Raw genomic sequence first — 22,028 nt, 5'->3', positions numbered from 1 at the left:
GCTCACCCTTTCGTTCCTGAAGGATACTGTAAATAGGTTTTTTTAAGTTCATTAGCAACTCGTGTCAACGAATATAGGCTTTTGGCTTTATCCCATGCGGAGCGCGAAAGCTCATAACGATAAGCCGGATCAGATATCACCTTCTCTAATGCATCAGCAAGAGCAATCTCATCGTCAGGACTGACCAATAAACCATTCACACCATCTTCAATCTGCTCCGGTATTCCGCCCACATTTGTCCCCACTAGAGCCAGGCAGCTAAGTGCCGCTTCCGCAAACACTGAACCGAACGCCTCCGCCCGAGAGGGCAATACGAAAATATCAAAGAATGGCATGAATTCTTCAGGGTGCAGCGTATATCCGTAAAAGATCGTTTCATTATAGATCCCTAAATGCTGGGCCATCTTTTCCAGATCCGCACGTGAAGGACCGTCGCCAATAATATGCAGTACATACTCATGGCCGCGATTTTTAAGCTCCGCGCAAGCGTTGAGTAATATATCTATTCCTTTAGCCGGAACCAGACGTGTCACGGTCACTAGCTGCGGAATAGCGTTATCATGCGGAACAGGCTTAAATCTTTTTTCATCAAAACCATTCGGTATAACACCTATATTAGAAGGATCAATAATATAAGGGGCCACATACTCTGCAAAAGATCGCGACACCGTCATTAATCGATCACTAACATGCTCAAGTTCACGATAAAGTGAGACTAGAAAACGATGCTCCAAGCCATCCTCGGAAATCGCTCCATTTAGAATCAATTCCCGCTCGTAACTGGAATGCAGGGTATGAATTAACGGAGTATCAGGGAACACTTTTTTCATCGCTAAGCCAGCAATCGGATGATGAGAATGAATAAGATCATAAGGCTTACTCATCCGCAGTTTTGTCCACCATAAATAATCACGATAGGTCTGAATATATTTCTGAACGATCGGACTTTCTCCATACTGCGTCCAATCAAACGTCTCGAATATTACTTCTTCATGCCCCTTATTGCGAATCCGCTTAGGCAGCCAAAACAAATCCATCTCCCAACGGCTTGAACGGAATCTTTCCTGAAGATAAGGGATCATAGATGATACACCACCGGGTTGCTCCGGCGGGAAGAAGAGCGCTTGCAGCAAATTCATATGGTACATCCCCTTTACAATTGCCCTGTGTACTGTAAGACTTGGCAATTATGATATAGTTGAATATATGTAGAATTTCAGGTACGATTACGTTCCCCATACCTTGATTTTATCGGTATAAACATGAAACAGCAACTAAGAAAAAGGAGAATGATCTATGAAGGAAGAACAGCTGCCTGCCTCTTACACCGCATCTATTAAAGAAATGCTGGGGCAAGAGGCAGATGCTTTTCTAGAAAGTTATTCAGCGCCACGAACTCAAGGACTGCGCTTTAATCCGCTAAAAAGCACCTCAGCCATAGGCCAAGTTGCGGTGGACCGTACAGTCTCACAATTTATTTTGAAGCCTATCCCATGGTGCCAGGGCGGGTTTTATTATGATGAGCCCGCTCGACCAGGCAGACATCCTTACCATGCAGCTGGACTATATTATATTCAGGAGCCTTCCGCAATGTCCGCAGCTGAACTGCTGGCACCTGAACCCGGTGAAACCGTCCTCGATCTTGCAGCAGCCCCTGGAGGTAAAACTACGCATATCGCTGGTTTAATGCAGGGACAAGGCCTCTTAATCTCTAATGAAATCCATCCGGAACGCGCAAAAATTCTAGCAGAGAACGTTGAACGTCTGGGCATTAAGAATACCCTCGTAACCTGTGCAACACCAGAACAGCTATCTGCGCGTTTCCCGCAAGCTTTTGACCGAATTATGCTGGATGCTCCTTGTTCTGGAGAAGGCATGTTCCGAAAAGATCCAAAAGCCATTCAAGAATGGTCTCCTGCTCATGTAGTTATGTGCGCAGCGAGACAATGGGATATCCTGCAAGACGCCTACATTATGCTTAAACCAGGGGGTACTTTAGCTTACTCTACCTGCACCTTTAACCGTCAAGAGAATGAAGAAACCATTGCTCGATTGACGGCTAGTTACCCCGATATGGAACTACTCACCTGCAAACGCCTTTGGCCGCATTTAGAAAAGGGCGAAGGTCACTTTGTTGCACTCCTGCGTAAGCAAATTGACACTGTATCCGTAAATGACGATGCCAACCGCAACGCCAAAAAACGCCGAAGCAAAAACAACCCAAAAACTAATTCTTCTGTACGTGATGCCTACCAGCTTTTTCAAGACTGGGCTGCGGTAGAACTGCCTGGTCTTTCATGCCAAGGTGTACCCCTGCTCTTCGGCGAATCTCTTTATTTGCTGCCAGAATCCTTTAATGGCAACCTCCATACCGGGCTGCTGGACGGACTGCGTATTCCACGAGCTGGACTACATATTGCCCATTTGAAGAAAAATCGGATTGAACCTGCTCATGCATTAGCTATGGCACTTCAGCCCCTACAAGCATCACGAAGCTTTGATCTCAGCAGTGAGGGCCCGGAAATACATGCTTGGCTCCGCGGTGAAAGCCTGCCTGTCCCCAGCGAATTACATGGATGGACACTTGTAACTTTAGATGGTTTGCCGATTAGTTGGGGCAAGGCGAGTTTAGGCCAGCTTAAAAATCATCTTCCTAAAGGATTACGTATCCTAAAAGCCCATATTGACGAGCAATAGGCCATAGACCAGTGCAACAGGCCCTCTTCGGCATATGATGTCATTATCTCAGAAAGCTGCGACACCAGTCACAGCAATTGAGAAGAAGACATAAGTTGAGGAGGAATAAATCATGGGTGAATTTCAAGGAGGAGCTTTCACTTCGACCGGAGCGATTTTGGTACTTTTCATCTTGCTGGTCATCATTTCCCGTTCGTTGTTTGTTTAAAACCTTCCCGGCTTAATTAGCTGGTGAAACGAAGCGGCTGTGTCGTCCTTTTTTGGGGCGGTGCGGCCGCTTTATTTCTTTCCGACATAACATCTCCATTTGTTATTCTCGTGAATATTTACCGTCTGAAAGCCCGATTTCCGTAATAACTGCTCCATCTCTTCGTTCTTAGTGAATTGCTTCATATGATAATTGATTTTATAGATCTCAGAAATAATAACAAATGTACCGCCTGCTATCAGCACCCTAAATGCTTCACTTATATCTTGTTCGACAGAAATAATGCGTCTGAATCGCTGTGATCGTCCCAAAAAATCCATCGTTGAACGGTGATGCTGGTATGTGCCTGATTCATGATTTTGATCATGATATTTCCTACGAACCCTCTAGGATTCTTGGCTTGCTCAATCAGCGCATTCAATAAACCCATATTTGTACCTCCCAATCAATTGGCCATACCAGCAGCCTGATCCCTTGATATATGTTCCGTAAGATTTTCTGCTGTAACTGCCCACTTATCTGCTTGATACTCTATTTTATGAATACTAGTATATGAAGTCGGGAAATGAGCATTCTTATTCGTCCACGTTAGCCCTTTTAAAATATGGTATATAACATTAATTACGCCACCATGAGTGACCATAATTACATTTTCATTTGGATCAGTACTCTCCAGTTCATTACATAGTTTTGAGAAACTTGAACTTATTCGCGTAAAAAATTCCTGGGGACTTTCTCCTCCTGGAAATCTCTCATCCATTCTTAAAGCCGAGAAATAAAGACCCGGGTATCGTTCATTTGCGATTTCATGGGGCATTCCAGCGATTACACCATTGTTCGTTTCTCTCCAATACTGGCTGCTTTCAACAGGCAAATTAAGCTCTCTGGCGATCTCATTTGCTGTATCTAACGCACGTTGCAAATCACTACAAAGAATACGGGTTATGTTAAAGCTAGATTGATTTTCCTTAAGATAATATCCAAGACGTTCGGCTTGTCTATATCCCTCTACTACAAGTCCACGTTGACTCCAACCCCCACGAAAGCCTTCTTCATCTATTCCATGCCTTATAAAATATATAGCCATCGATTGTATACCTCCTGAACAAGATTGTTATACATTTGCATTAAATTTCGAAAACGTTTGTTTTTTAAGTTGATCCCAATTGGGCGTTGCAATGTTTGCTTGTTGCTTCAAAATATCAAATGAATCAAACAAAGCTGCTATTTCGCTGAAAGAACCGTCCACTAATTTCATAAACGGTAATTTATGAATTATTGTCAGACCATAATATACAGCCTGCTTGTGCTTCCGAACAAAGTTAACTTGCCCTGCTGGAGTGACAGTATAACCTAATTGCTCCATGATTTGAAACCCCTCGTCCATTACTGAAATGGCTTGTTTTAATAGCTTCTTATCTTTGGATACCTTTTTCAAATCCCCGTCATGCAGATAACTAAGGGAGTTCAAAGCCACTATAGGCACGATATGACTTTTGAGCCAAGCATCCATATCCTCATGATAAGTTAGCTTATACTTAGCGTTCTCAAACGCTTTTTCCAGTAAGTGTTTTATTGAGATCTCACCGTCTAAACTGCCAAGTACCATTTGCCCTCCTGCGTGTATTTTGATAACACGACCGCTCGTTTCCCGAATTCCTGCACTAAGCTGAAATCCGAAGAGTATATTTTTCCTCACATTGCTCATTTCCTGGAGAGCCTTTTGCATGCCAAGAGCATCGCCATTGTTCCCCACAAGAATTATATTCTGACTCTGATTCTCAGCTAGAATAGGTAGCACAGATGGAAAATCATTATATTTCATAACAACAAAAATAAGATCATAGAGATCATCGGATCGAAGCGTAGAGATGACCTTTACTGTATCCACAGTGTTTTTAATTTGAAAATAATGGCGAAGCACAAGTCCGTCTTTCGTCAATTGCTCTGCTCGCTTTCCTCTGGCAAGCATGGTGACATCATTTCCCCCACGCACTAGAACATGTGCAAGATAGCTGCCTAATACTCCCGCTCCAAAAACTAAAACTCTCATATTTAACTCCTCTATCCCTTTTTAGACATTTGTTGAATTTTGATCAACTGTTCGATAAAATTAGATTATCACATCTCCGGTAGGGTTCAATCGTTAGTTTGATCGGGTTTGTTGATTTTTCAACAGAATACAATACATTGTTTAATAAAAAGGGAGTCTTACCATGGACAGAAGAATTAAAAAAAACCAAACAGCCATCATGAATGCATTAATTCAACTGATGGCTGAAAAAGATTTTGAAAAAATAACGATCAACGAAATCGCAGAGCGCGCTGATGTAAACCGCGGAACGATTTATTCCCATTATGCGGATAAATACGATCTGATGGATAAATGTCTGGAGGCTCAGCTCCGGCAACTAATCGAAAGCTGCTCCGCAGTGGAGGATGAAACCGAACCTAATCCCTCGAAGGCGTCATTGCTCCGCACGCTGGAACAATTGGAGGAGAATGCTCTCTTTTATAAGACTTTATTAAGAAACAAAGCTTTACTCTCCTTTAGAAACCAATTACAAGAAATGATAAATGAGCAGATTAAGGTACAATTTTTAGAAAACAATTTTAACCTGGATGAGCTGAGTAAAGATATATCTGTGCAATTTTTGAGTTCGGCGACTGTCGGAGTGATTGAATGGTGGTTTACTCATAGTAATCCTTGCTCTGCAAAAGAGATCACTGAAAAGTTATGGTCCATGGTCGATCTAAATCTGCAGATGATCCGTTCTCAAGCTTGAATATGCTCTCCCGTATCCATCTCATAAATGGAGCTGATGATTTTTTCAATGGGAATCTCCTTAATAGATATATCAAGGATCTCTACCTTTTCGCTAAGAATATGCAGAAACTCGCCCATTTTACATTGCTCGGTATCGATCAGCAGCTCCACTTCGTAATCCGATATTCTTTCCGATATCAGAGTCCCAGGCAGATCAATATCTCCAATAGTTGTGGCGGCTGAAAGCCTAACTACTTTTTTGGCGCCCAGATGCAGTCGAAGTTCAGAAAACTTGTCGTCATATACTTTTTTCCCTTGATGAATTATAAGTACTCTTTGAACCAAACGCTCTACATCTTCCAAGTCATGTGTTGTCAGAATAAATGTGGTGCCTTCCTGATTCATTTGCTTAATGAATTCTCTGATTCTTTGTTTAGCTATCACATCCAGCCCGATCGTCGGCTCATCCAAAAAAACCACAGGTGGTGAATGAAGCATCGCCATAATAAACTCGCATTTCATTCGTTCTCCCAGGGAAAGGGTTCGTGTGGGTTTAGTAATAATATCGCCAATCTCAAACATGTTTACAAATCGGTCTAGTCTTGTACGAAAGTCGTTCGTAGGAATATCATAGATTTCCTTGTTCATATAAAAGCTATCCAATGGGGGAATGTCCCATATTAACTGCGATTTCTGTCCGAACAATACCCCGATTTGTTTTACATATTGATTTTTCTGCTTATGAGGGTTGTACCCTAGAACATTTATTTCGCCCGATGTAGGATAGAGAACGCCTGTCAGCATTTTAATAGTCGTAGATTTCCCCGCACCGTTTGGACCCAGAATCCCAATGATTTCTCCTTTTCCAACACTGAACGAAAGATCTTCTACAGAGGTAATGATCGATTTTTCACGGTGAAACAGACTTTTAAATACACTTTTTGCATCTTGTCCACGGTGATAGGTTTCATATTGCTTGGTTAAGTTCTTGACGGTAATAATGTCCAAGTGAAATTCTCCTTCTTAGAGCTAAACTAATCTTTTATCCTCCGGCGCTTTTGTAACTGCGAAGCATGTATGTATAGAGCCAAATTCCGAAGGCAGCAAATAACACACAAGGGATAATCGCTATAAAAAAATAGGGTTCCCATCGGCCAATCAGTGTAGATGCTGGAAAGTAAGCAATCATGGAAACCGGAAACAGAAAAGAACTCACGGCTACGACTGCTTTAGGAAAAATCGTCCCTGGATAACGTCCAAAAGACTTAATGCTCTCAAACATCTCCGGCAAGCGGGAATTGGCTACCCATTTGAAGGAAATCGCTGCCACAATAAGCGCCACGCCGAACATAACAAGCAGCCCTGCGCCAAACAACAACAGGAACAATAACCAAGAGCCGATGGTCATCCCATCGATTCCGCTAAGTGCGTATACGAACATGATTACTCCTCCGCCTAAAAGCCCGATACTTTCGAACTCAAAAGATCTGGCCAACAGCAGAAAAAGGCTCGAGGTCGGTTTAATTAATACCACTTCCAAAGTCCCTTCTACAACATGAGACATCGTATTCCACATAATTCCGTTAAAAAAAATCCCGGCACAAGCCGTAGACAGAATAAAAACGGATTGAATCAACAGCGCCTCTTTAAAGGTCCAACCTGCAAATGAAGCATTCGAATTATAAATGAATACCGTTACTAGAGGAAACAGCACATTCCCTATGAGCATGATAAGACTATTAAGAATAAAATTAACACGATAAGTGATAGCAGAAGCAATATTCGCCTTCATGCAGGTTTTATATATTTGATACATACGTTTCATGCGCCCACCCCCGTAAAATGCTTAAGCGACACCGCATACAGCACCCGGCAGATAACTCCGGCAATAATTACCGCTATGAGCTGCAGCAATAACACTTGAGGAATAGGTAAGGTTATATCCGCTAAAGTATAGCTACCTGTATAGACCATTGCGGGAAGAAAGGCCGTGTATTGAAAGGGTAAGAAAAAGGACGCCATTTGTAAGGATTTTGGGAAAAATACTAATGGAATCAGCGATCCTGAAAATATCCCTTCGCAAAGATTAAAAAAATTACGAATACTAGAGGATTGCACCATCCAAAAGGCGACCATTCCAATACTATAATGAATGAAAAAATTCATCATAAACGCCATAGCTATCGAAAGAATCGCGTATAGTAAATTTGCGGGTAAGACATCAATATGAAAAATAAAGAAAAAGATCATAAAGCAGGGTAAAAATTCAAATAAAAGCCCAAGTACCCTATGCCCTGCCTTCTGAGACAAAGCGAAGAACATATGATTTAGCAGTCTTAACGAAAACGTAATGAATTTCCCGGTGCGAATAAGCATTTGTAAATTCCAATCGGCAAAATCCATCGTCAAATAGTTGATCAACATCGTAGCACAAAAATAGGAAAGCATTTGGGAGAGAGACATCCCGTTGATGTAAGATTCCCCGCTATAAACAGCACTCCATATATAATACTGCACTAAAAAGTACACTGGGCCAACAAAAATAGAAACCATCGAATGCGTCCTGTACGCACTCCATTCCTTATAAGTAACAAAAGCAACCGCCCTCATAATACGAAAGCGGTGCTTTATCATCTCAAACATAAGTCACATCCTGCCTATCTATAGATATCACATAAAAAAAGTCTTTTTCTTATTCGAGTCCGGACCAGATCACATTGTGGGTGCCAAATACCGCTCTACCGTCCCATACCCCTTTGTGAAAAGGAAGATACCAAACGGCAATCAGCTTTTCAACCGGGTCAACGAATAAGGCACAGGCCCCAGCCCCTTCGTGAAAAAAAGTGCCTTCAGAGTAAGAAGTACTCACATTATAGCGAAGGTCTGGTCCAAGTCCGTATGGTCGATCCGCTCCTGCATCTCCCCATGCGTAGTTTGGAATTTTCTCAGAATTAAACCGCTTGGTCATTCTTTGTACAGCCATTCGGCTTAAGATATGACTCCCTTCGTATTGCCCTTGATTAAGCAGCATAATTCCGAACTTTTGCAGATCAGCAACTGTGGAATATAACCCACCACCAGTTTCGGGAACGTTGATTTCTTCCTCAGACCTTTGTCCCGCATCCGTAATTTCCCCGTTTTGCAGCTTCTGAAGATATTCCTTAGCCCTTTCCGAACGAATGGCGATCCTACCAGCTTTTTCTGCTGGTATATCAAAGAAGGTATCTTTCATGCCTAACGGTTTTACAATGTGGTCCATTATGTATTTTTCTGCAAAAACACCCGTTATTTTCTCGATAATTGCACCCAAGATCGCGTATCCAAACGATGAATACATCCATTGAGTCCCTACCGGAAAATGAATCCCTTTAGATAGACCGGCTTTAATCCAGTTTTCTTTTCCAAGCTCTGATTCAAAAATATACCACCATGCACTTTTATAGTAAGTATCACTTATAGTGCCAGGATCGGGAGCGATGCCAGAGGTATGAGTCAGTAAATGTGCAATGGTAATCGGCTTAAAAGGGTCGGCATCAAACTCTGGAAGAATAGAACTCACAGGCTGCCCCATAAAAATCTTACCATCATCCGCAAGCTGCCAAATCGCTGTCGCCGTAAACAGCTTCGTAATTGAAGCAACACGAAAAATTGTATCCGTTTTCATTTCCTGGGTGCTTTCTTCTTCGTAACTGAAACGTCCTCCGGCAGCACTAGCAAAGATTTTCCCGTAACGACTAAGAGAATAAATATAACCATCGACTACTTTTTTATCACAGAGATCCTCATAAAAATGATTAACTACCTCTAAACGGTCCTCCCTGTAATTCACTTCGTTCAGCTTGCTAAGCTCTGTGGATGATAACATTATTCGCACTCCCCCTTATTATTCAATAAAATACATGATGCATAAATATCTTGCAATAAAACCCAAATAATTGAAAGGGTGATTTTACATATAACTATTTTATACTGCTCCAATAATTCTGTAACAGCAATGCTGTAATCTCGTTAACGGTTTGTCGTTAGAGATTTAACTAGTGCCATTCCACTAACCAGACCAAATACTATTCCATCATGTATGCTTGCAAATTTGTAGATCTCGATATTCGAAATGTTAAAATACATTACTAAAGTTGGATACATAAGCAGAAGAAAACTTGGAAGAAACACAATAAACAACAGAAGCCAATTAACAACAAAAGCTTTAGGTAATCCTTCTAATAATGCCAGATAGATTCCATAGACAAACGGGATAATAGCCGTGATCCATACAGTATTTTCTAATTGATAGTTCTTTTGTGCCTCTTCAGTGTAATGACTAATTAGCGAGTTTCCATAATGTAATAAGAGCGCCCCCACTATGATCCAGACAAGATAATATAAAAGTTTTGAATTCCGCATCTTCATGAAATCACTCCATTTCTTTTTATATAGTTCATTAGAATGTCTCCATTTAACTTACCATATAATCCATACTTTGGATATTATATTAAAGTAAACTGGCCCTAACTAAAAAGGCTACCTCTCGGCAGCCCTTAATTGAATTCCAACTCCCCTGTAGGATAAGTCTATCTGCGAGGCATGGTGACGCCAGCTTTGTTGTTATATTTTTCCGTAGCTTCCTTGATGACATCGTTACCGCCCTTAGAAAGCCACTCTTCCACAACCTTCGGCCAGTCGCTGATAGGTTCCTTGCCATATACCATCTTTACCATGTGCGTCAGCAGTACCGGAGGAGCCGTGTCCGAGTTAGGTGCAATGTCTGGATTCTTCACCAAGGCATCTAGCCGCGGGTCGAACTGAATTCCGTCACGGCCTTCGTTAGCCAGAATAGTATCGTATACATTGATCAAGCTTCTACCTTCTTCTGTCATGTTAAGGACACCCTTATTATAAGTAGTATCCTGCACCATCCAGAGGAATGACTGGCGGTAGCGCTCCTCATCTATAGCGGCGGAATCCGCAGGAGAAGTGTATACGATTTTGCCGTTCTCTTCCTTATAGGTTTCGTCCTTAATCCCAAAGGTAAAGAAGGTTTCTGCCTCTTCGCTCAGCATCCAGTCAAAAAATTTCACAATATCCGCAGCATTCTTCGTACCTTCCTTAATAAAATAGGTGCGCGTGGCGGAGCCGTACAAGTAGGAGCCTCCTTTTCCATCAGGTCCCACTGGCGAAGGAATAATCTCCAGCTTGGCGGATGGCGTCGTAGCCTTCAGTTGCTGCTCCCACTGCAGAAGCTCGTTGGCATTCATCGTCCACATGCCCGCTTTGCCTGAGAGAATCGCATTTTTGTAGTTGGTCGGGTTAATGGTGGCAAATTCCTTGTTGATCAAACCCTCTGTATACATGGTGTTGTAGGTTTGTAACGCCTTCATCATATTTTCGCTATCCATAAACTTCGGCTGAACCTGGCCGTTTACTTCCTCGAACATAGTCAGATACGGAAAAACATCATAAGCGCCAAAGAAAGCATCCGCATATTTGAAGTCTTGGCGGCCCATGTACGGGTTCTCTATCCCCAGCTTTTTGAAGGCACGCAACACAGTCAAGTACTCATCGACCGTTTTTGGAACCTGCAAGCCGGTTTGATCCAGCAGGTCCTTGCGAATCCAAGTCGCCCGGCGGGAGGGATTGGACAGAAACTCCGGTATTGCATAAATTTTCCCTTGATAGGTGACGTTCTCCCAAGCTTCCTTTGGGATTACTTTCAAAAGGTTCTGGCCGTTTTGCTGCAGCAGATCATCCAAGGGCATGAACACACCAGCTTCAACAGAACCAGCCATCTCCTTGCCATTTACGCCGCCCGAACCTTGAACGACATCCGGTATATCATTAGTAGCGAACATCTGCACCATTTTCTGCTCGAACTCTTTATGAGGAACCAACACAATATCCAAGTCTGTGTTTGTCATCTCCTCCAGCTTTTTCACCCATTTGTCCTTATTCAAGTCGGGTGATTTCTCAACGTAGTTAAAAGCCAGCGTCCGCATCGAGATCGAGAATTCAGTTTTCTGCGGCGTATTTGACGCGCCTCCGGCAGTCTCTTCTTTGTCCTTGTTCGAGCAACCTGCAATAACGGTAGCACCCATTACGATAGCCAGACAGATGCCAATCCATTTTTTCATAATATAACCCTCTCCTTGTACAATGGGGTGTATACGTAAAATGAAGATATCTTAAGACTAATAAGCTTTTGGGATCTCAACACGGTGGGTAATTCCCTGATTCGTAAAGTAGACATGAACCCCATGGTCCTGATCGTCCATAAAGTACGATACGTAATCCCGGCTTCCTGCTTTTTGGGGAATCAGAAGAGTGACGATCCGATGGCTTACAGCCTCTTGGGTAGAGGCAGTCAAATGCCAATGCTCGGGCAGCCCTTCCCATTCTTTCGGATCTACATCTGTAAATTGATTGCTTTGACTGAGTGCCATTTCTCCCGAGGAACTATAGACAAATCTGCCCTCCATCTGAGCTTTTTTACCATGTACTTTAAAAGATTGATCCTTCAGCTTCATGGGATACAGCGTATGAAACAGCCAATCCAATTTTCCCGGACGTTCCAGCTCGACACTGTCTGTGATAACAAAGTAAGCGCTATCAAAGAAAAATATTTCCCGCACATACCGCTTGATATAGGGTACATTCTCGCGGTAGGCTTCGGTGGCATCCATTTGCGTGTAGTTGATTCCGGGCGTACTATACGCCTTCAACACCTTACCGTAGGCTGCCATGTTCTTCGACTTGTCCGTGCCAGCATATTGGCCTTTGCCGTCAATAAGAATTGCGTTCTTGGAGCGGGTCTGCCTGCGCCACTGCATATGCATCGTACTGTTGAATGCAACGTAATAGCCGCTTTCAATAGCCAAGGGCTCGCCGAAGGCATGCAGCAGGAAGGCGTTTTGATCCCCATGGCTATGGCTCACAGAGCCGTAACGGCTGCTCTTGGTCAACAGCATGATATGTTCCTGCGGATCCTCCATCCGATGATGCATGGCCACCCATCCCACATCCTGAAACCACTTCAAAGGTTCTGCAGCCACCGGTGGCTCTGAAGAAATCTGCGGATAATCTGTGCGATAAACCATCTCATCGAACCGGAAATCCCACCAGCCGTAGTTATAGAAGATCATCTGGGTGTCAGGGTTCAGTTCCTTAGTTTGCTCAAAATACCATTGGTACTGGCCATTTCCGGTTAAACCGGCGAATTGGCGGATATTGAAGCCCGTCTTGAGATTGACCGGATCTCCCAGTGACGATTGATCGCCGAAGCTAGCCCTCATGGTATCCGGACTGAAGCAATAGAGCGGAAAGTCACCTGTTTTGCGAAAGAAAGGACGGTCATAGAAATTGATTGCCATGTATTTGCGAATTAGATTGAGCGCCTCCGTAACGAATGCCATCTGAGTGGTCCAATACATCGGACCTTCTGCCCACCCGCCATCTTTGCCACCCCATGGGGTATACATGGCGGAGAAGTACTCCAGCGTATAATCAAGCCATTCCTGCGCCTTCTCCTCCTCACCCAACATGGAAATACAACAGGGTACGAGTACAGAGGATAAAGAGCGGATCGCATGGCTGTCATAAGGAACTTGATGGATGCGGGAACGTTCGATGACATGGAATGCGATCTGCCCGGTTCTTCGCAGTAGCGCCTGCCTTACCTTAAGGAGTTCTTCTTCCGTCAGAGAGCCGTGAAGCCAATCATAGCCCCATGCCAACGCTCCGGCTATGCGAAAGGAGCATTCATCGTTGTAATCCCGGCTGGTGGTACCATCTGTGTTCCAGCTTGCAGCATGAAGCAGCCACTCTTTAGCTTTGGCGATAAGCGCCTCGTCCTCCAACACAACTCCAGCTATAGCAAGATGCCGGATAGCATAGAAGACTTCCTGGCAGTCCATATACATCTGCCGCCATAGTGTGGCGACACGCTTATTATCTGGATACGGTGCAGGCTCGGGAATAAGCTCGCGCTTTGTCCAGGGTAGAACGGAATGCTTCAGGAAGTCTTCCCAGCCAGTTGAAATCGGGTCTTGGCGGACAACTTCCCGGTAAAACGGAAGTTGCTCCGCTTGAAGCCAAAGCCGCGGATGGTTGGCGGAAGCAGCTGAATATCGTTCTGTACGGGAAGGCAGTGGCGTTAGCGGCAATTCATCCTCCACCACAAAAGCTCTTACTTTACTCCACTCGGAACGGATATCTTTCTCCCCGATAAGACTATATCGCCAATAATACGAGCCGGGCGCCAACGGCTTATCCGGGGTAAACAAATTATAGGGAATTCTACTGTAGGTCAATGTGCCTTCCGGCTTAAATTCAGTGTTTGAGGAGATCTGTAGCTCATACATACTCTCTTCCAGACATGCAGGCATCCAAGTAAACCGCGGAGGATTCTCTCCAACATCTGTATGTTCATCTGGCCCATATGACAGGTCGAGTACGCCGCTGGTAGGTTGAAATAAAGGTTCTAACATCTCTACTCCTCCGTATTCCGGGACTTTTCCTGAATCAGTCCCGCTTTAGGGTCAAGGCAATACACCACTGCTTGCCCAGTTGTTGCTATTTGGATTCGGGGCGGTTCGCCCACCAGACTCACTAGCTTCATTACAGCAGGTTCGTGCCCGTCCCGATAAACCGTGATAAAATCAACCGACGGGCCTTTGTACCGAAGCATAATGCCTCGTAGCAATCTACTCGGGTCTTCGGCATTACCCGGTGTGCGGATTTCATACATAGTGGAGCCGGGCGCCAGTAGAGTACTCGTGGATACTTCATACTCCCGGCCGGTGCTCACTCCATCATAACGGATATTCCACTCCGTATTTAACGGACAGTCCGTCTCATTTTTCATTGCGGACAGTACTTCTACTGAGCCATAACCCGCTTCCAGTCCAAGGACTGCCGGAGAATCCTTCTGGACACGGTGAGGGTCGAACGGTAACAGCAAATGTCCCGTCGGATGAAACCATAAGTCTACTTCCTGACTCCGCTCCGTTACTTGCTCAACATGAAACCAATCCAGCAGCCAACCGTCGGCCAATACAAGATGCCGCTCTAGAACAGCTCCTTCATAGGCGCTGTCTGAACGAATCCATAAGTACGTAGCGTTGCCTTCCTGGCGAAATTGACAGCAGCTTCCGGTATGTGGAGCTTGGGAACGACCTCCGATGGTGACCGTGTTATGGCTCGCAGTTTCGGAATACCATTCCTTGCGCAAAACAGATCCATAAGGAACCATACCCAGTTCGGGAGCAACCTCGCCCCATCGGTGCATAATCGTGATATGAAGCTTGTCGAAATGTCCATGTGATCCGCCATGCTCTCCGAAATTCGCCAGCACGGACAGCGGATTGCCCGGGTGGCGGAGCACGGCGAATCCGGAATCCGGCAGTAGGACAGAGTCTCTCACCCTGTAACTGGTCTGAAGCTCCTTACTCTCACCTGCTCCATACAGCACTGCCTCCAGACCAGTCCTTAATTCCTGCCCGTATAGATATCTATAAGCATTCGCCAGTATTGGCTGGAGACTCGGGTCTTGGTAAACCGCAATACCTATTTCAAATACTTCAGCAATTTCTCGGGCGAAAGGAACGCGCGCATAAGGACCATCATGCACGGCTGGAAGCTCCCCGTTATCGCCGCTAAGCTCTGCCAGCAACTGAAACATGCCACGGATGGATTGTCCCTGTTCTCCTTTGGCAGCATAGAGGTCAATCCCGAAGCGCCCGTACATCTCGGCTGCTATGAGATAAGCCCGCAATACAAAAATATGGTAGTACGTGCTGCCTTCAAATTCAAAACCATCTGGCTTCACGCCAATGGACAGATGATGATAGAATCCGCCTTCTCCCTCCAGCAAAGAAGCAAGCTTTTCTCTGGTACCTTTGGCGGCATATACACAAGCCAGGCTAGCATTCAGCCATGCGGTATAATTGTTCTCTGCATTCTTCTTCTCGTAAATGAGGATGTGGCGGTATTGCTCCATACTCTCCTCCAGCATCGTGAAGAACACTTGCAGCTTTACCTCTTCCTCCCCAGTGAACGTTACTCCATGATCCACAAGCAGCAGATAGGCCCGAATAAGCGTAGTGGACCAGATAGCCTCTGTCAGCGCCTGATGAAAGGCACGGCCACTAAGCATCCAGGGTTGAGCATCGGGATGAACCGGATACAAGGGGAACTGCTCCGCATAACCGATAAGAATCTTCCGGGCTAGGCTGCTATAGAATTCTTCTCCATCTGCGGCGAATACCACGGCAGCTTGCAGGGCGTTTCGCGCCATTGCCTGATGCCGGTATACCAGCCATGCTGCCCGGTAGGGCTCACCTTCCAGCTTGCAGCCCTTCGGGCAAGAAAAGACAACCGCATCTTGCTCCATAACATCGAAGATTAGCTCAGTATGATGCTGGGGACATACATATTGGTGCCACCAGCCACCAGGTTCTGTCGGGAGCAGAATCTCTTCTCTCCGGAAGGGATCCAGCTCCATTTTCAATTTATCCACCTCAAGACCAACCCAGGAAAAAGTATCTGCTTTCTCCTTAAGGTTCATCATCGCATGAACAAGCCTCCGTTAATTTCAATAATTTCGCCTGTCAGATAATCCGACAGCTCTGAAGCGAGGAAGAGTGCCACATTGCTCACATCCTGTGGAGCACCTTCCCGGCCCAGCGGAATCTTCGCAATCGTTGCCTGTCTTGCCGCATCCGCAGTAAAGGTAGCATGGAAAGCGGTCTGACCGATAAATCCAGGAGAGATAGCGTTTACATTAATCCCGTGAGGACTCAGCTCTTTGGCAAGTCCCTTGGTATAAGACCATACCGCAGCTTTGCCCGCTGCATAAATGGAAGCCCCCGGTCCGCCGCCGTCATGGGCCGCAAGGGAAGATACATTGATGATTTTACCGCTTTTCTTGGCAATCATTCCTGCGGATACGGCTTTGCAGGCAAACACGCATGATTTAAAATTGACGTCCATCACCTTGTTGTAATGCTCTTCGTTCATTTCAGTATTGGGAACCCGATTGATCATGCCGCCTGCATTGTTGACGAGAATATCGATGGTTCCGCCGAAATGCTCCTCAATTTCCTTCACCATATTATCCAATTGGGCAGGACTTGTTGCGTCTGCCTGAAAAGCATAAGCTTCTCCTCCGGCCTGACGGATCGCGTCCACCGTCTCCTCCGCAGAACCGAACAAATAGTTTACCGCCACTTTGGCGCCGGAAGCAGCCAAAGTCTCCAAGATTTGTCGGCCTATCCCTGCATTGGACCCTGTAACAAGCGCAATTTTACCAGTCAAATCAATTTTCATTGCCTATTTCCTCCTAATAGTAATTTTTTCTGAAAACATCTTTTTCCTCACTCCGCAGGCATGGATAAGATCAACCGGGTTCCCTCATTCTCCACGCTTTCGACACTTAATCCGTATTGTTCACCGAACACCATTTGAATTCTCCGGTGCACGTTCATGAGCCCGATTCCACCTCTATGATAGAGGGAGTCTCCTTCCGTATCCGCCAGCTGATTCAGATTCAGCTTCTCACGAAGCTTATCAAGCCGTTCGCGGGACATCCCTGCGCCGTTATCCTCTACAAGAACTAGAAAACGATCTCCCTCTTTTCTGGCGTCGATTCTAATATAGTGCTTGTCTTCAATTCCCTCGGGAAACGCATGCTGAAAAATATTTTCGATCAAGGGCTGAAGTGTAAGCCTGACCATCTTAGCCAGTAGCAGCGTCGGCGGAATCACTACGTCAATTTCGAACTCCCTGCCGATCCGGTGCTTGAGAATCGTCATGTAGCTCAGTACATGATTAAGCTCATTGGCAATCGTAATTTCCTCCAGATTAGTTTGGATGGAGTAGCGAAGCATGAATGCCATGGCCTCCACTATTTCTGTGATTTCATCCGAATCCTGAACGACCGCATAACATTTGATAGTCTCTAATGTGTTATATAGATAGTGCGGATTAATCTGCAGCTGGAGTGCCTGGAATTCAGCTTGATGACGCTCCAGAGCCTCCTTCTGGGTGGTAAGCTCCGCTTCGTATACCCGCTCAATCATTTCGGACAGCCGGGTCACCATGAGATTGTAGCTGCGCATCAATCCCCCCAGTTCATCCTGACGGCCGTTCATCTCAAGCCTGCGCCACTTGCCTTTTTCCGTCTCCCTCATGCCCTCCTTAAGAATCAGGATGGGCTTCGTGATGGATCGTCCGAACCAGGCTGCAAGGAGCAGTGTGCCGACAAGCGTGAGAACTCCCACCACCAGCGTGGTCGTACGAATGGTAGAAATAGGCTTGCGCAGCTCACCAACGGGTATGGATACTACAAGCTGCCATTTGGAATATTCGGATTTTCTCGACACGAACAAATACTCTTTCCCGTCTACTTTTTCCACCACAGAGTCATTTGGGTGTTGAAATACATTCTGAATGTGCTCAGCAGATAACCCAGGGTGGTTATTATTCCCTTCCGCCCGGTAAAGGAGCTTGCCGAATTCGTCCATGATAAAATAGGACCCGCCCTGTCCCAGATCAAGAGGTTCCCATATACGGGCCAGATCCTCAGCCTTGAATTCAATGGCGACTATACCTTTGGAACGATAGGAAGAGACCCCTCTGATTCGGCGGACCATCGTAATAATGTTCTTATCCCCTTCATTCATCACATTCGTGTTGAGAATGGTAATGCGGCCGCTCTCCGGCGTATGTTCGCTTAAGAAACGGTAGCGTTCCTGAGGATGAAACTGCAGGCTATGTGCCTGATAGGAGTTATCATCGCTAATGGCCTTGCCGTGTTCACCGATGACGTACATCAGATTAATCTGGGGATACAGAATAAACAAAGAACGAAACAAATACTTCTGAATGTCATTCGTATATTGATAGTAGGAGAAGCTATCCTCCGGGTCCATATCCAAGAACTCCTTGACTTGATTGTAGGACAGGATGGAATCGCTAGCCTTTTCATAATTTTGCAAATACAGATCCGTTTGATAAGACGCACTTCTGATGACTTGAGCAATGGACTTCTCAGAAGACTTATCCAGCTCAGCCGAAGCCTGAAAATAAGAGATAAATCCAACCATGGACAAGGATAGAAGAATGACGGTGAGAAAGGAGGCAAACAGCTTGTTCGACAGACTCTTTCTCATTAATCGATCCCCAGCTGGTTGCGGTACTCCGAAGGAGCCAGCCCGGTGAACTTTTTGAACGTCTTCGTAAAATGAGGATGGTCTGCATACCCGACTTCATAGGAAATATCGGTGATCCGATAGCTTGCATCGGCAAGTAATCTTTTGGCCTTCTCCATCCTGCGTTTTATGCGGTAATGCACAAAGGTCTCTCCTGTTGAGTGCTTAAACATCTGGCTGAAATAAGAGGCATTTAGCCCAAGCACTTCCGCCACTTCTTCCAGCGATACTTCCTGGGCGAGATGCTTTTCAATAAATGCTTTAGCTTCCTCTATCGGATCCTTCGCTTTACCCTTGCGCTTTCTACGAAGCTCTTCCAATATAGCTGCTGACGCTTCTGCGAAGCAGTGAAATAACTGCTCAGGTCCAGCTGCTGCGGACAAGTCTAACACGCTTTTACCGGGTGTAACTGAATTGACAAGCAGCTTCTTCACGAGTAAAGCATAGCCCTCTTCCAGAAGCTCTTTTTGCTGAATTCGGCTCATCTTACGCTGGAGGAAGTCAGTTTCCCATTCCTTCAGTACAAGGTACAGCCTTTCTTTATCCAAGGTCCAGATGGCATCATCCATACGCATGACCCATTCATCGAGCTTAGCGACAGAGACAAAACTCTCTAACTTCTCTCTATGCGCTTCCAGTTTGGCGATCACATTTTGAAGGTTCCCTTTGCTCACGGGTTTCAGGAGATATTCTTTCACTCCATAGGACACGCATTGGCGGGCGTATTCAAAATCCCCATAACCCGAGATGACAACAGTCTGAATATCCGTCTCCATCTCCGACAGCCGCCGGCATAGCTCCAGTCCGTCTACCTTGGGCATACGGATATCTGTAAAAAGAAAATCCGGCTGCTCCTCCATAATGAGCTGGATGGCCTCTTCGCCATTCTGGGCCAGCTTAATGTTATACGGATGCTCGCCGCATTGCTGGATCATGATAGAAAGTCCCTTTCGAATCATGGGCTCGTCGTCTACGATTAATACACATCTCATCCATGGATACCACCTTCCGATTCGTCTCGCTTAACGCGTTCCTATTCTACCACAATACGATAGATCAGGATTTGACGGATCCGACCATCATTCCTTTAACGAAATGGCGTTGAAGAAACGGATAAATCATGATAATCGGAATAGTAGCGACAATGATAACAGCCATTTTGATGCCCTCAGGTGAGGTGTGGGCCAAAGAGCTATAAACTGAGGAAGCCGGATCAATGCTGATATCGTCCGTCTCGAAGAGCTTCTTCAACATCACCTGCAGAGGCCATAATGACGGCTTGTTGATATAATACAGAGCGCTCATGTACGTATTCCAGTGCCCGACGGCGTAGAAAATCCCCAATGAGGCCATTACCGGTTTGGACAACGGCAGTACCATATTGACTATGATCCGCAGCTCGCCACACCCATCGATTCTGGAGGAATCTATCAGCTCCTGAGGCAGCTGCATGAAGAAGCTTCTCATCACGAAAAAGTTAAATGCGCTGATGGCGCCCGGAATCATAAGTGCCCATAAGGAGTTCATAAGCCCCAAATTTTTGATCAGGATAAAGTTTGGAATAAGAGGGGCACTGAATACCATAGTGAACAATACCATCATGACGATGTATTTACGTCCTACGAATTCCGGCCGCGACACCGGATAAGCGAGAGAAGCTGTCGCAATCAGATTAATGGCGGTTCCCAGTACCGTAATATAGACGGAGACACCGAACGCCCGCCAAATGGAATGATCGCTGAAAACGTACTGATAATTGATCGCGGTAAATTCCTTTGGCAGCAAGCCTACCCTGCCATTAATAATTGCTTCAGAGCTGCTAAAGGACTGGGCAATCACATTCAGAAACGGAAGAAACATAGCCAAAGCGAGAGCGGTCAGAAACAAAAGATTGAACACATTAAATAGATTCTGGCCGCGAGTATAGCGTACTCTCATCATCCCTACCTCCATAAAGAGCGATTAATACAGCGATTCACCGGTTGTTTTTTTGCTCAAAATGTTGCCGATGAGCACCAGAATGAGTCCAACTACCGACTTGAATAGCCCCACTGCTGTTGTATAGCTGTATTGCTGAGACAGCAGCCCCGCCTTATAGATATAAGTGTCCAGAATCTCCCCGTTCCCGGTATTAAGCGCGTTCAGGAATACCCATACCCGCTCGAAGCCAAGATCAAGAAATCTCCCGATATGGAGAAGGAACAAAATCATAATCGTCGGTATCAGAGACGGCAGTGTAATGGCTAAGGTTTGTTTCCAGCGCCCGGCTCCGTCTACTTCAGCAGCCTCATAAAGATCTGGGTTTATTCCTGCCAACGCGGCCAGATAAATGATCGTACCGTACCCGGAATCCCTCCAAATGCCGGAACTGATCAAAATCGTGCGAATGTATGAATTTTCACCAAGAAAATAAATCGGTTCAAAGCCGAAAGCTTGTAAAGCCTGATTCACAATCCCTGTTCCTGGGGAGAGGATACCCAAGGCGATACCGCTGACAATTACCCAAGATAGGAAATGGGGCATATAAACCACCGTTTGCAAAAACCGTTTGTAAAACACAAGCCGAATTTCATTCAGCAGAAGCGCAAGCAATATTGGAGCCGGAAAGGCGAATATAAGATCATACAAGCCTAGCAGAATTGTATTGCTCAAGATTCTTCCGAAATCCTGGTATTGGAACATCGTCCTAAAGTGCTCGAGTCCCACCCATTCACTGCCTGTAAAGCCTTTAAAAATATTGTAGTTCTGAAACGCAATAACTGAACCAGCCAACGGCAAGTACTTGAAAATAATAAAATACAAGATCCCGGGAATCGCAATCACATAGAGTGCTCTGAATTTCCACATGTTTAAAAGCAAGGACCTTTTCGTGTCGGCTTTGTAGTTAATAAGGTCAACCCCAGTTAACTTAGCTTTCATAACCGTTTCCTATAGGTCCTGTTTTCAGCAGGTTCGCCGGAGCATTCTCATCCAGGGGAATTTCTTGAAATTCGACGGTAATAAATCGTTCCTCCCGTTCAATAATTCGGGATAACTCCCGCGTGAATACGGTGACTATCTCCTCCTTCTGCTCACTCGTTCGGCCTTCGTACATCCTAATCTCAATATGTGGCATCGGCTTTCCTCCATTTCCTTAAATAGTGAATGAATCTAACCT

20 protein-coding genes and 1 pseudogene are annotated in these 22,028 nt (G+C 45.3%); 3 read left to right on the top strand and 18 right to left on the bottom strand.

Annotation, left to right across the window (positions count from 1 at the left end; translation table 11 throughout):
• Nucleotides 1–2: 2 nt before the first annotated feature.
• Entirely contained in the window at nucleotides 3–1,139 is a 1,137-nt protein-coding gene (locus MHI32_RS10690) for a glycosyltransferase family 4 protein (protein WP_076191391.1), read from the bottom strand.
• Nucleotides 1,140–1,296: 157 nt separating this feature from the next.
• On the opposite strand from MHI32_RS10690, the gene MHI32_RS10685 reads away from it, so the two are divergent.
• Both MHI32_RS10685 and MHI32_RS10680 read left to right on the top strand, forming a co-directional pair.
• On the top strand, nucleotides 1,297–2,697 hold the full coding sequence (locus MHI32_RS10685) for an RsmB/NOP family class I SAM-dependent RNA methyltransferase (RefSeq protein ID WP_076305890.1): 1,401 nt from the start codon (nucleotides 1,297–1,299) through the stop codon (nucleotides 2,695–2,697).
• Nucleotides 2,698–2,809: 112 nt separating this feature from the next.
• Nucleotides 2,810–2,905: a sporulation protein YjcZ gene (locus tag MHI32_RS10680; protein WP_081383126.1), complete on the top strand. Its 96-nt coding sequence runs from the start codon at nucleotides 2,810–2,812 to the stop codon at nucleotides 2,903–2,905.
• A gap of 71 nt (nucleotides 2,906–2,976) precedes the next feature.
• Here the strand turns inward: MHI32_RS10680 and MHI32_RS10675 are convergent.
• From MHI32_RS10675 to MHI32_RS10665, 3 genes and pseudogenes are all read right to left on the bottom strand, one after another.
• Nucleotides 2,977–3,335, bottom strand: a pseudogene (locus tag MHI32_RS10675) (hypothetical protein).
• A 15-nt stretch (nucleotides 3,336–3,350) separates the two neighbouring features.
• On the bottom strand, nucleotides 3,351–3,992 hold the full coding sequence (locus MHI32_RS10670) for a histidine phosphatase family protein (protein ID WP_076191382.1): 642 nt from the start codon (nucleotides 3,990–3,992) through the stop codon (nucleotides 3,351–3,353).
• A gap of 27 nt (nucleotides 3,993–4,019) precedes the next feature.
• The gene (locus MHI32_RS10665) at nucleotides 4,020–4,958 is read right to left on the bottom strand and encodes a 2-dehydropantoate 2-reductase N-terminal domain-containing protein (RefSeq protein WP_340012315.1); all 939 of its coding nucleotides are present in this window, start codon (nucleotides 4,956–4,958) and stop codon (nucleotides 4,020–4,022) included.
• Between the two features lie 163 nt (nucleotides 4,959–5,121).
• On the opposite strand from MHI32_RS10665, the gene MHI32_RS10660 reads away from it, so the two are divergent.
• Complete coding sequence (locus tag MHI32_RS10660; RefSeq protein ID WP_076309873.1) at nucleotides 5,122–5,691, top strand: TetR/AcrR family transcriptional regulator; 570 nt, start codon at nucleotides 5,122–5,124, stop codon at nucleotides 5,689–5,691.
• Here MHI32_RS10660 and MHI32_RS10655 read toward each other — a convergent pair.
• The 14 genes from MHI32_RS10655 to MHI32_RS10590 all read right to left on the bottom strand — a co-directional run bounded on the left by MHI32_RS10655 (nucleotide 5,682) and on the right by MHI32_RS10590 (nucleotide 21,986).
• Complete coding sequence (locus MHI32_RS10655) at nucleotides 5,682–6,680, bottom strand: ATP-binding cassette domain-containing protein (protein WP_248549246.1); 999 nt, start codon at nucleotides 6,678–6,680, stop codon at nucleotides 5,682–5,684. The two genes, MHI32_RS10660 and MHI32_RS10655, sit on opposite strands and share 10 nt — an antisense overlap.
• 34 nt (nucleotides 6,681–6,714) lie before the next feature.
• The gene (locus MHI32_RS10650; protein ID WP_036689373.1) at nucleotides 6,715–7,497 is read right to left on the bottom strand and encodes an ABC-2 family transporter protein; all 783 of its coding nucleotides are present in this window, start codon (nucleotides 7,495–7,497) and stop codon (nucleotides 6,715–6,717) included.
• Nucleotides 7,494–8,315, bottom strand: a complete 822-nt coding sequence (locus MHI32_RS10645; RefSeq protein WP_340012314.1) for an ABC-2 family transporter protein — start codon at nucleotides 8,313–8,315, stop codon at nucleotides 7,494–7,496. Before MHI32_RS10645 ends, MHI32_RS10650 begins: the two co-directional genes overlap by 4 nt.
• Before the next feature lie 49 nt (nucleotides 8,316–8,364).
• Entirely contained in the window at nucleotides 8,365–9,537 is a 1,173-nt protein-coding gene (locus MHI32_RS10640; RefSeq protein ID WP_076191371.1) for a serine hydrolase domain-containing protein, read from the bottom strand.
• A 143-nt stretch (nucleotides 9,538–9,680) separates the two neighbouring features.
• Nucleotides 9,681–10,073, bottom strand: a complete 393-nt coding sequence (locus tag MHI32_RS10635) for a hypothetical protein (protein ID WP_139332023.1) — start codon at nucleotides 10,071–10,073, stop codon at nucleotides 9,681–9,683.
• 167 nt (nucleotides 10,074–10,240) lie between these two features.
• The gene (locus MHI32_RS10630; RefSeq protein WP_076130137.1) at nucleotides 10,241–11,797 is read right to left on the bottom strand and encodes an extracellular solute-binding protein; all 1,557 of its coding nucleotides are present in this window, start codon (nucleotides 11,795–11,797) and stop codon (nucleotides 10,241–10,243) included.
• Nucleotides 11,798–11,854: 57 nt separating this feature from the next.
• On the bottom strand, nucleotides 11,855–14,149 hold the full coding sequence (locus MHI32_RS10625; protein WP_340012312.1) for a DUF4962 domain-containing protein: 2,295 nt from the start codon (nucleotides 14,147–14,149) through the stop codon (nucleotides 11,855–11,857).
• A gap of 2 nt (nucleotides 14,150–14,151) precedes the next feature.
• A complete protein-coding gene (locus MHI32_RS10620) occupies nucleotides 14,152–16,230 on the bottom strand; it encodes a heparinase II/III family protein (RefSeq protein WP_340012311.1) in 2,079 nt (692 codons plus the stop codon).
• A complete protein-coding gene (locus MHI32_RS10615) occupies nucleotides 16,227–16,988 on the bottom strand; it encodes a glucose 1-dehydrogenase (protein WP_076130134.1) in 762 nt (253 codons plus the stop codon). Before MHI32_RS10615 ends, MHI32_RS10620 begins: the two co-directional genes overlap by 4 nt.
• 47 nt (nucleotides 16,989–17,035) lie before the next feature.
• Entirely contained in the window at nucleotides 17,036–18,832 is a 1,797-nt protein-coding gene (locus MHI32_RS10610; RefSeq protein ID WP_076316549.1) for a sensor histidine kinase, read from the bottom strand.
• Nucleotides 18,832–19,863, bottom strand: coding sequence for a response regulator (locus MHI32_RS10605; RefSeq protein ID WP_340012309.1), 1,032 nt, complete (start codon nucleotides 19,861–19,863; stop codon nucleotides 18,832–18,834). Before MHI32_RS10605 ends, MHI32_RS10610 begins: the two co-directional genes overlap by 1 nt.
• Before the next feature lie 64 nt (nucleotides 19,864–19,927).
• Nucleotides 19,928–20,812 (bottom strand): carbohydrate ABC transporter permease, encoded by an 885-nt coding sequence (locus MHI32_RS10600; RefSeq protein ID WP_139329962.1) that lies wholly within the window; start codon nucleotides 20,810–20,812, stop codon nucleotides 19,928–19,930.
• 21 nt (nucleotides 20,813–20,833) lie between these two features.
• Nucleotides 20,834–21,790: an ABC transporter permease subunit gene (locus tag MHI32_RS10595; protein WP_076130130.1), complete on the bottom strand. Its 957-nt coding sequence runs from the start codon at nucleotides 21,788–21,790 to the stop codon at nucleotides 20,834–20,836.
• Nucleotides 21,780–21,986: a tautomerase family protein gene (locus MHI32_RS10590; protein WP_076130129.1), complete on the bottom strand. Its 207-nt coding sequence runs from the start codon at nucleotides 21,984–21,986 to the stop codon at nucleotides 21,780–21,782. The genes MHI32_RS10595 and MHI32_RS10590 overlap by 11 nt, the downstream gene beginning before the upstream one ends.
• Between the last annotated feature and the right edge of the window lie 42 nt (nucleotides 21,987–22,028).

It is taken from the genome of Paenibacillus sp. FSL H7-0690, from assembly GCF_037980415.1.
GTDB lineage: Bacteria > Bacillota > Bacilli > Paenibacillales > Paenibacillaceae > Paenibacillus_AQ > Paenibacillus_AQ odorifer.
Note: the sequence above shows the minus strand (reverse complement) of the source record. Positions and strands in the feature narration are given on the sequence as shown.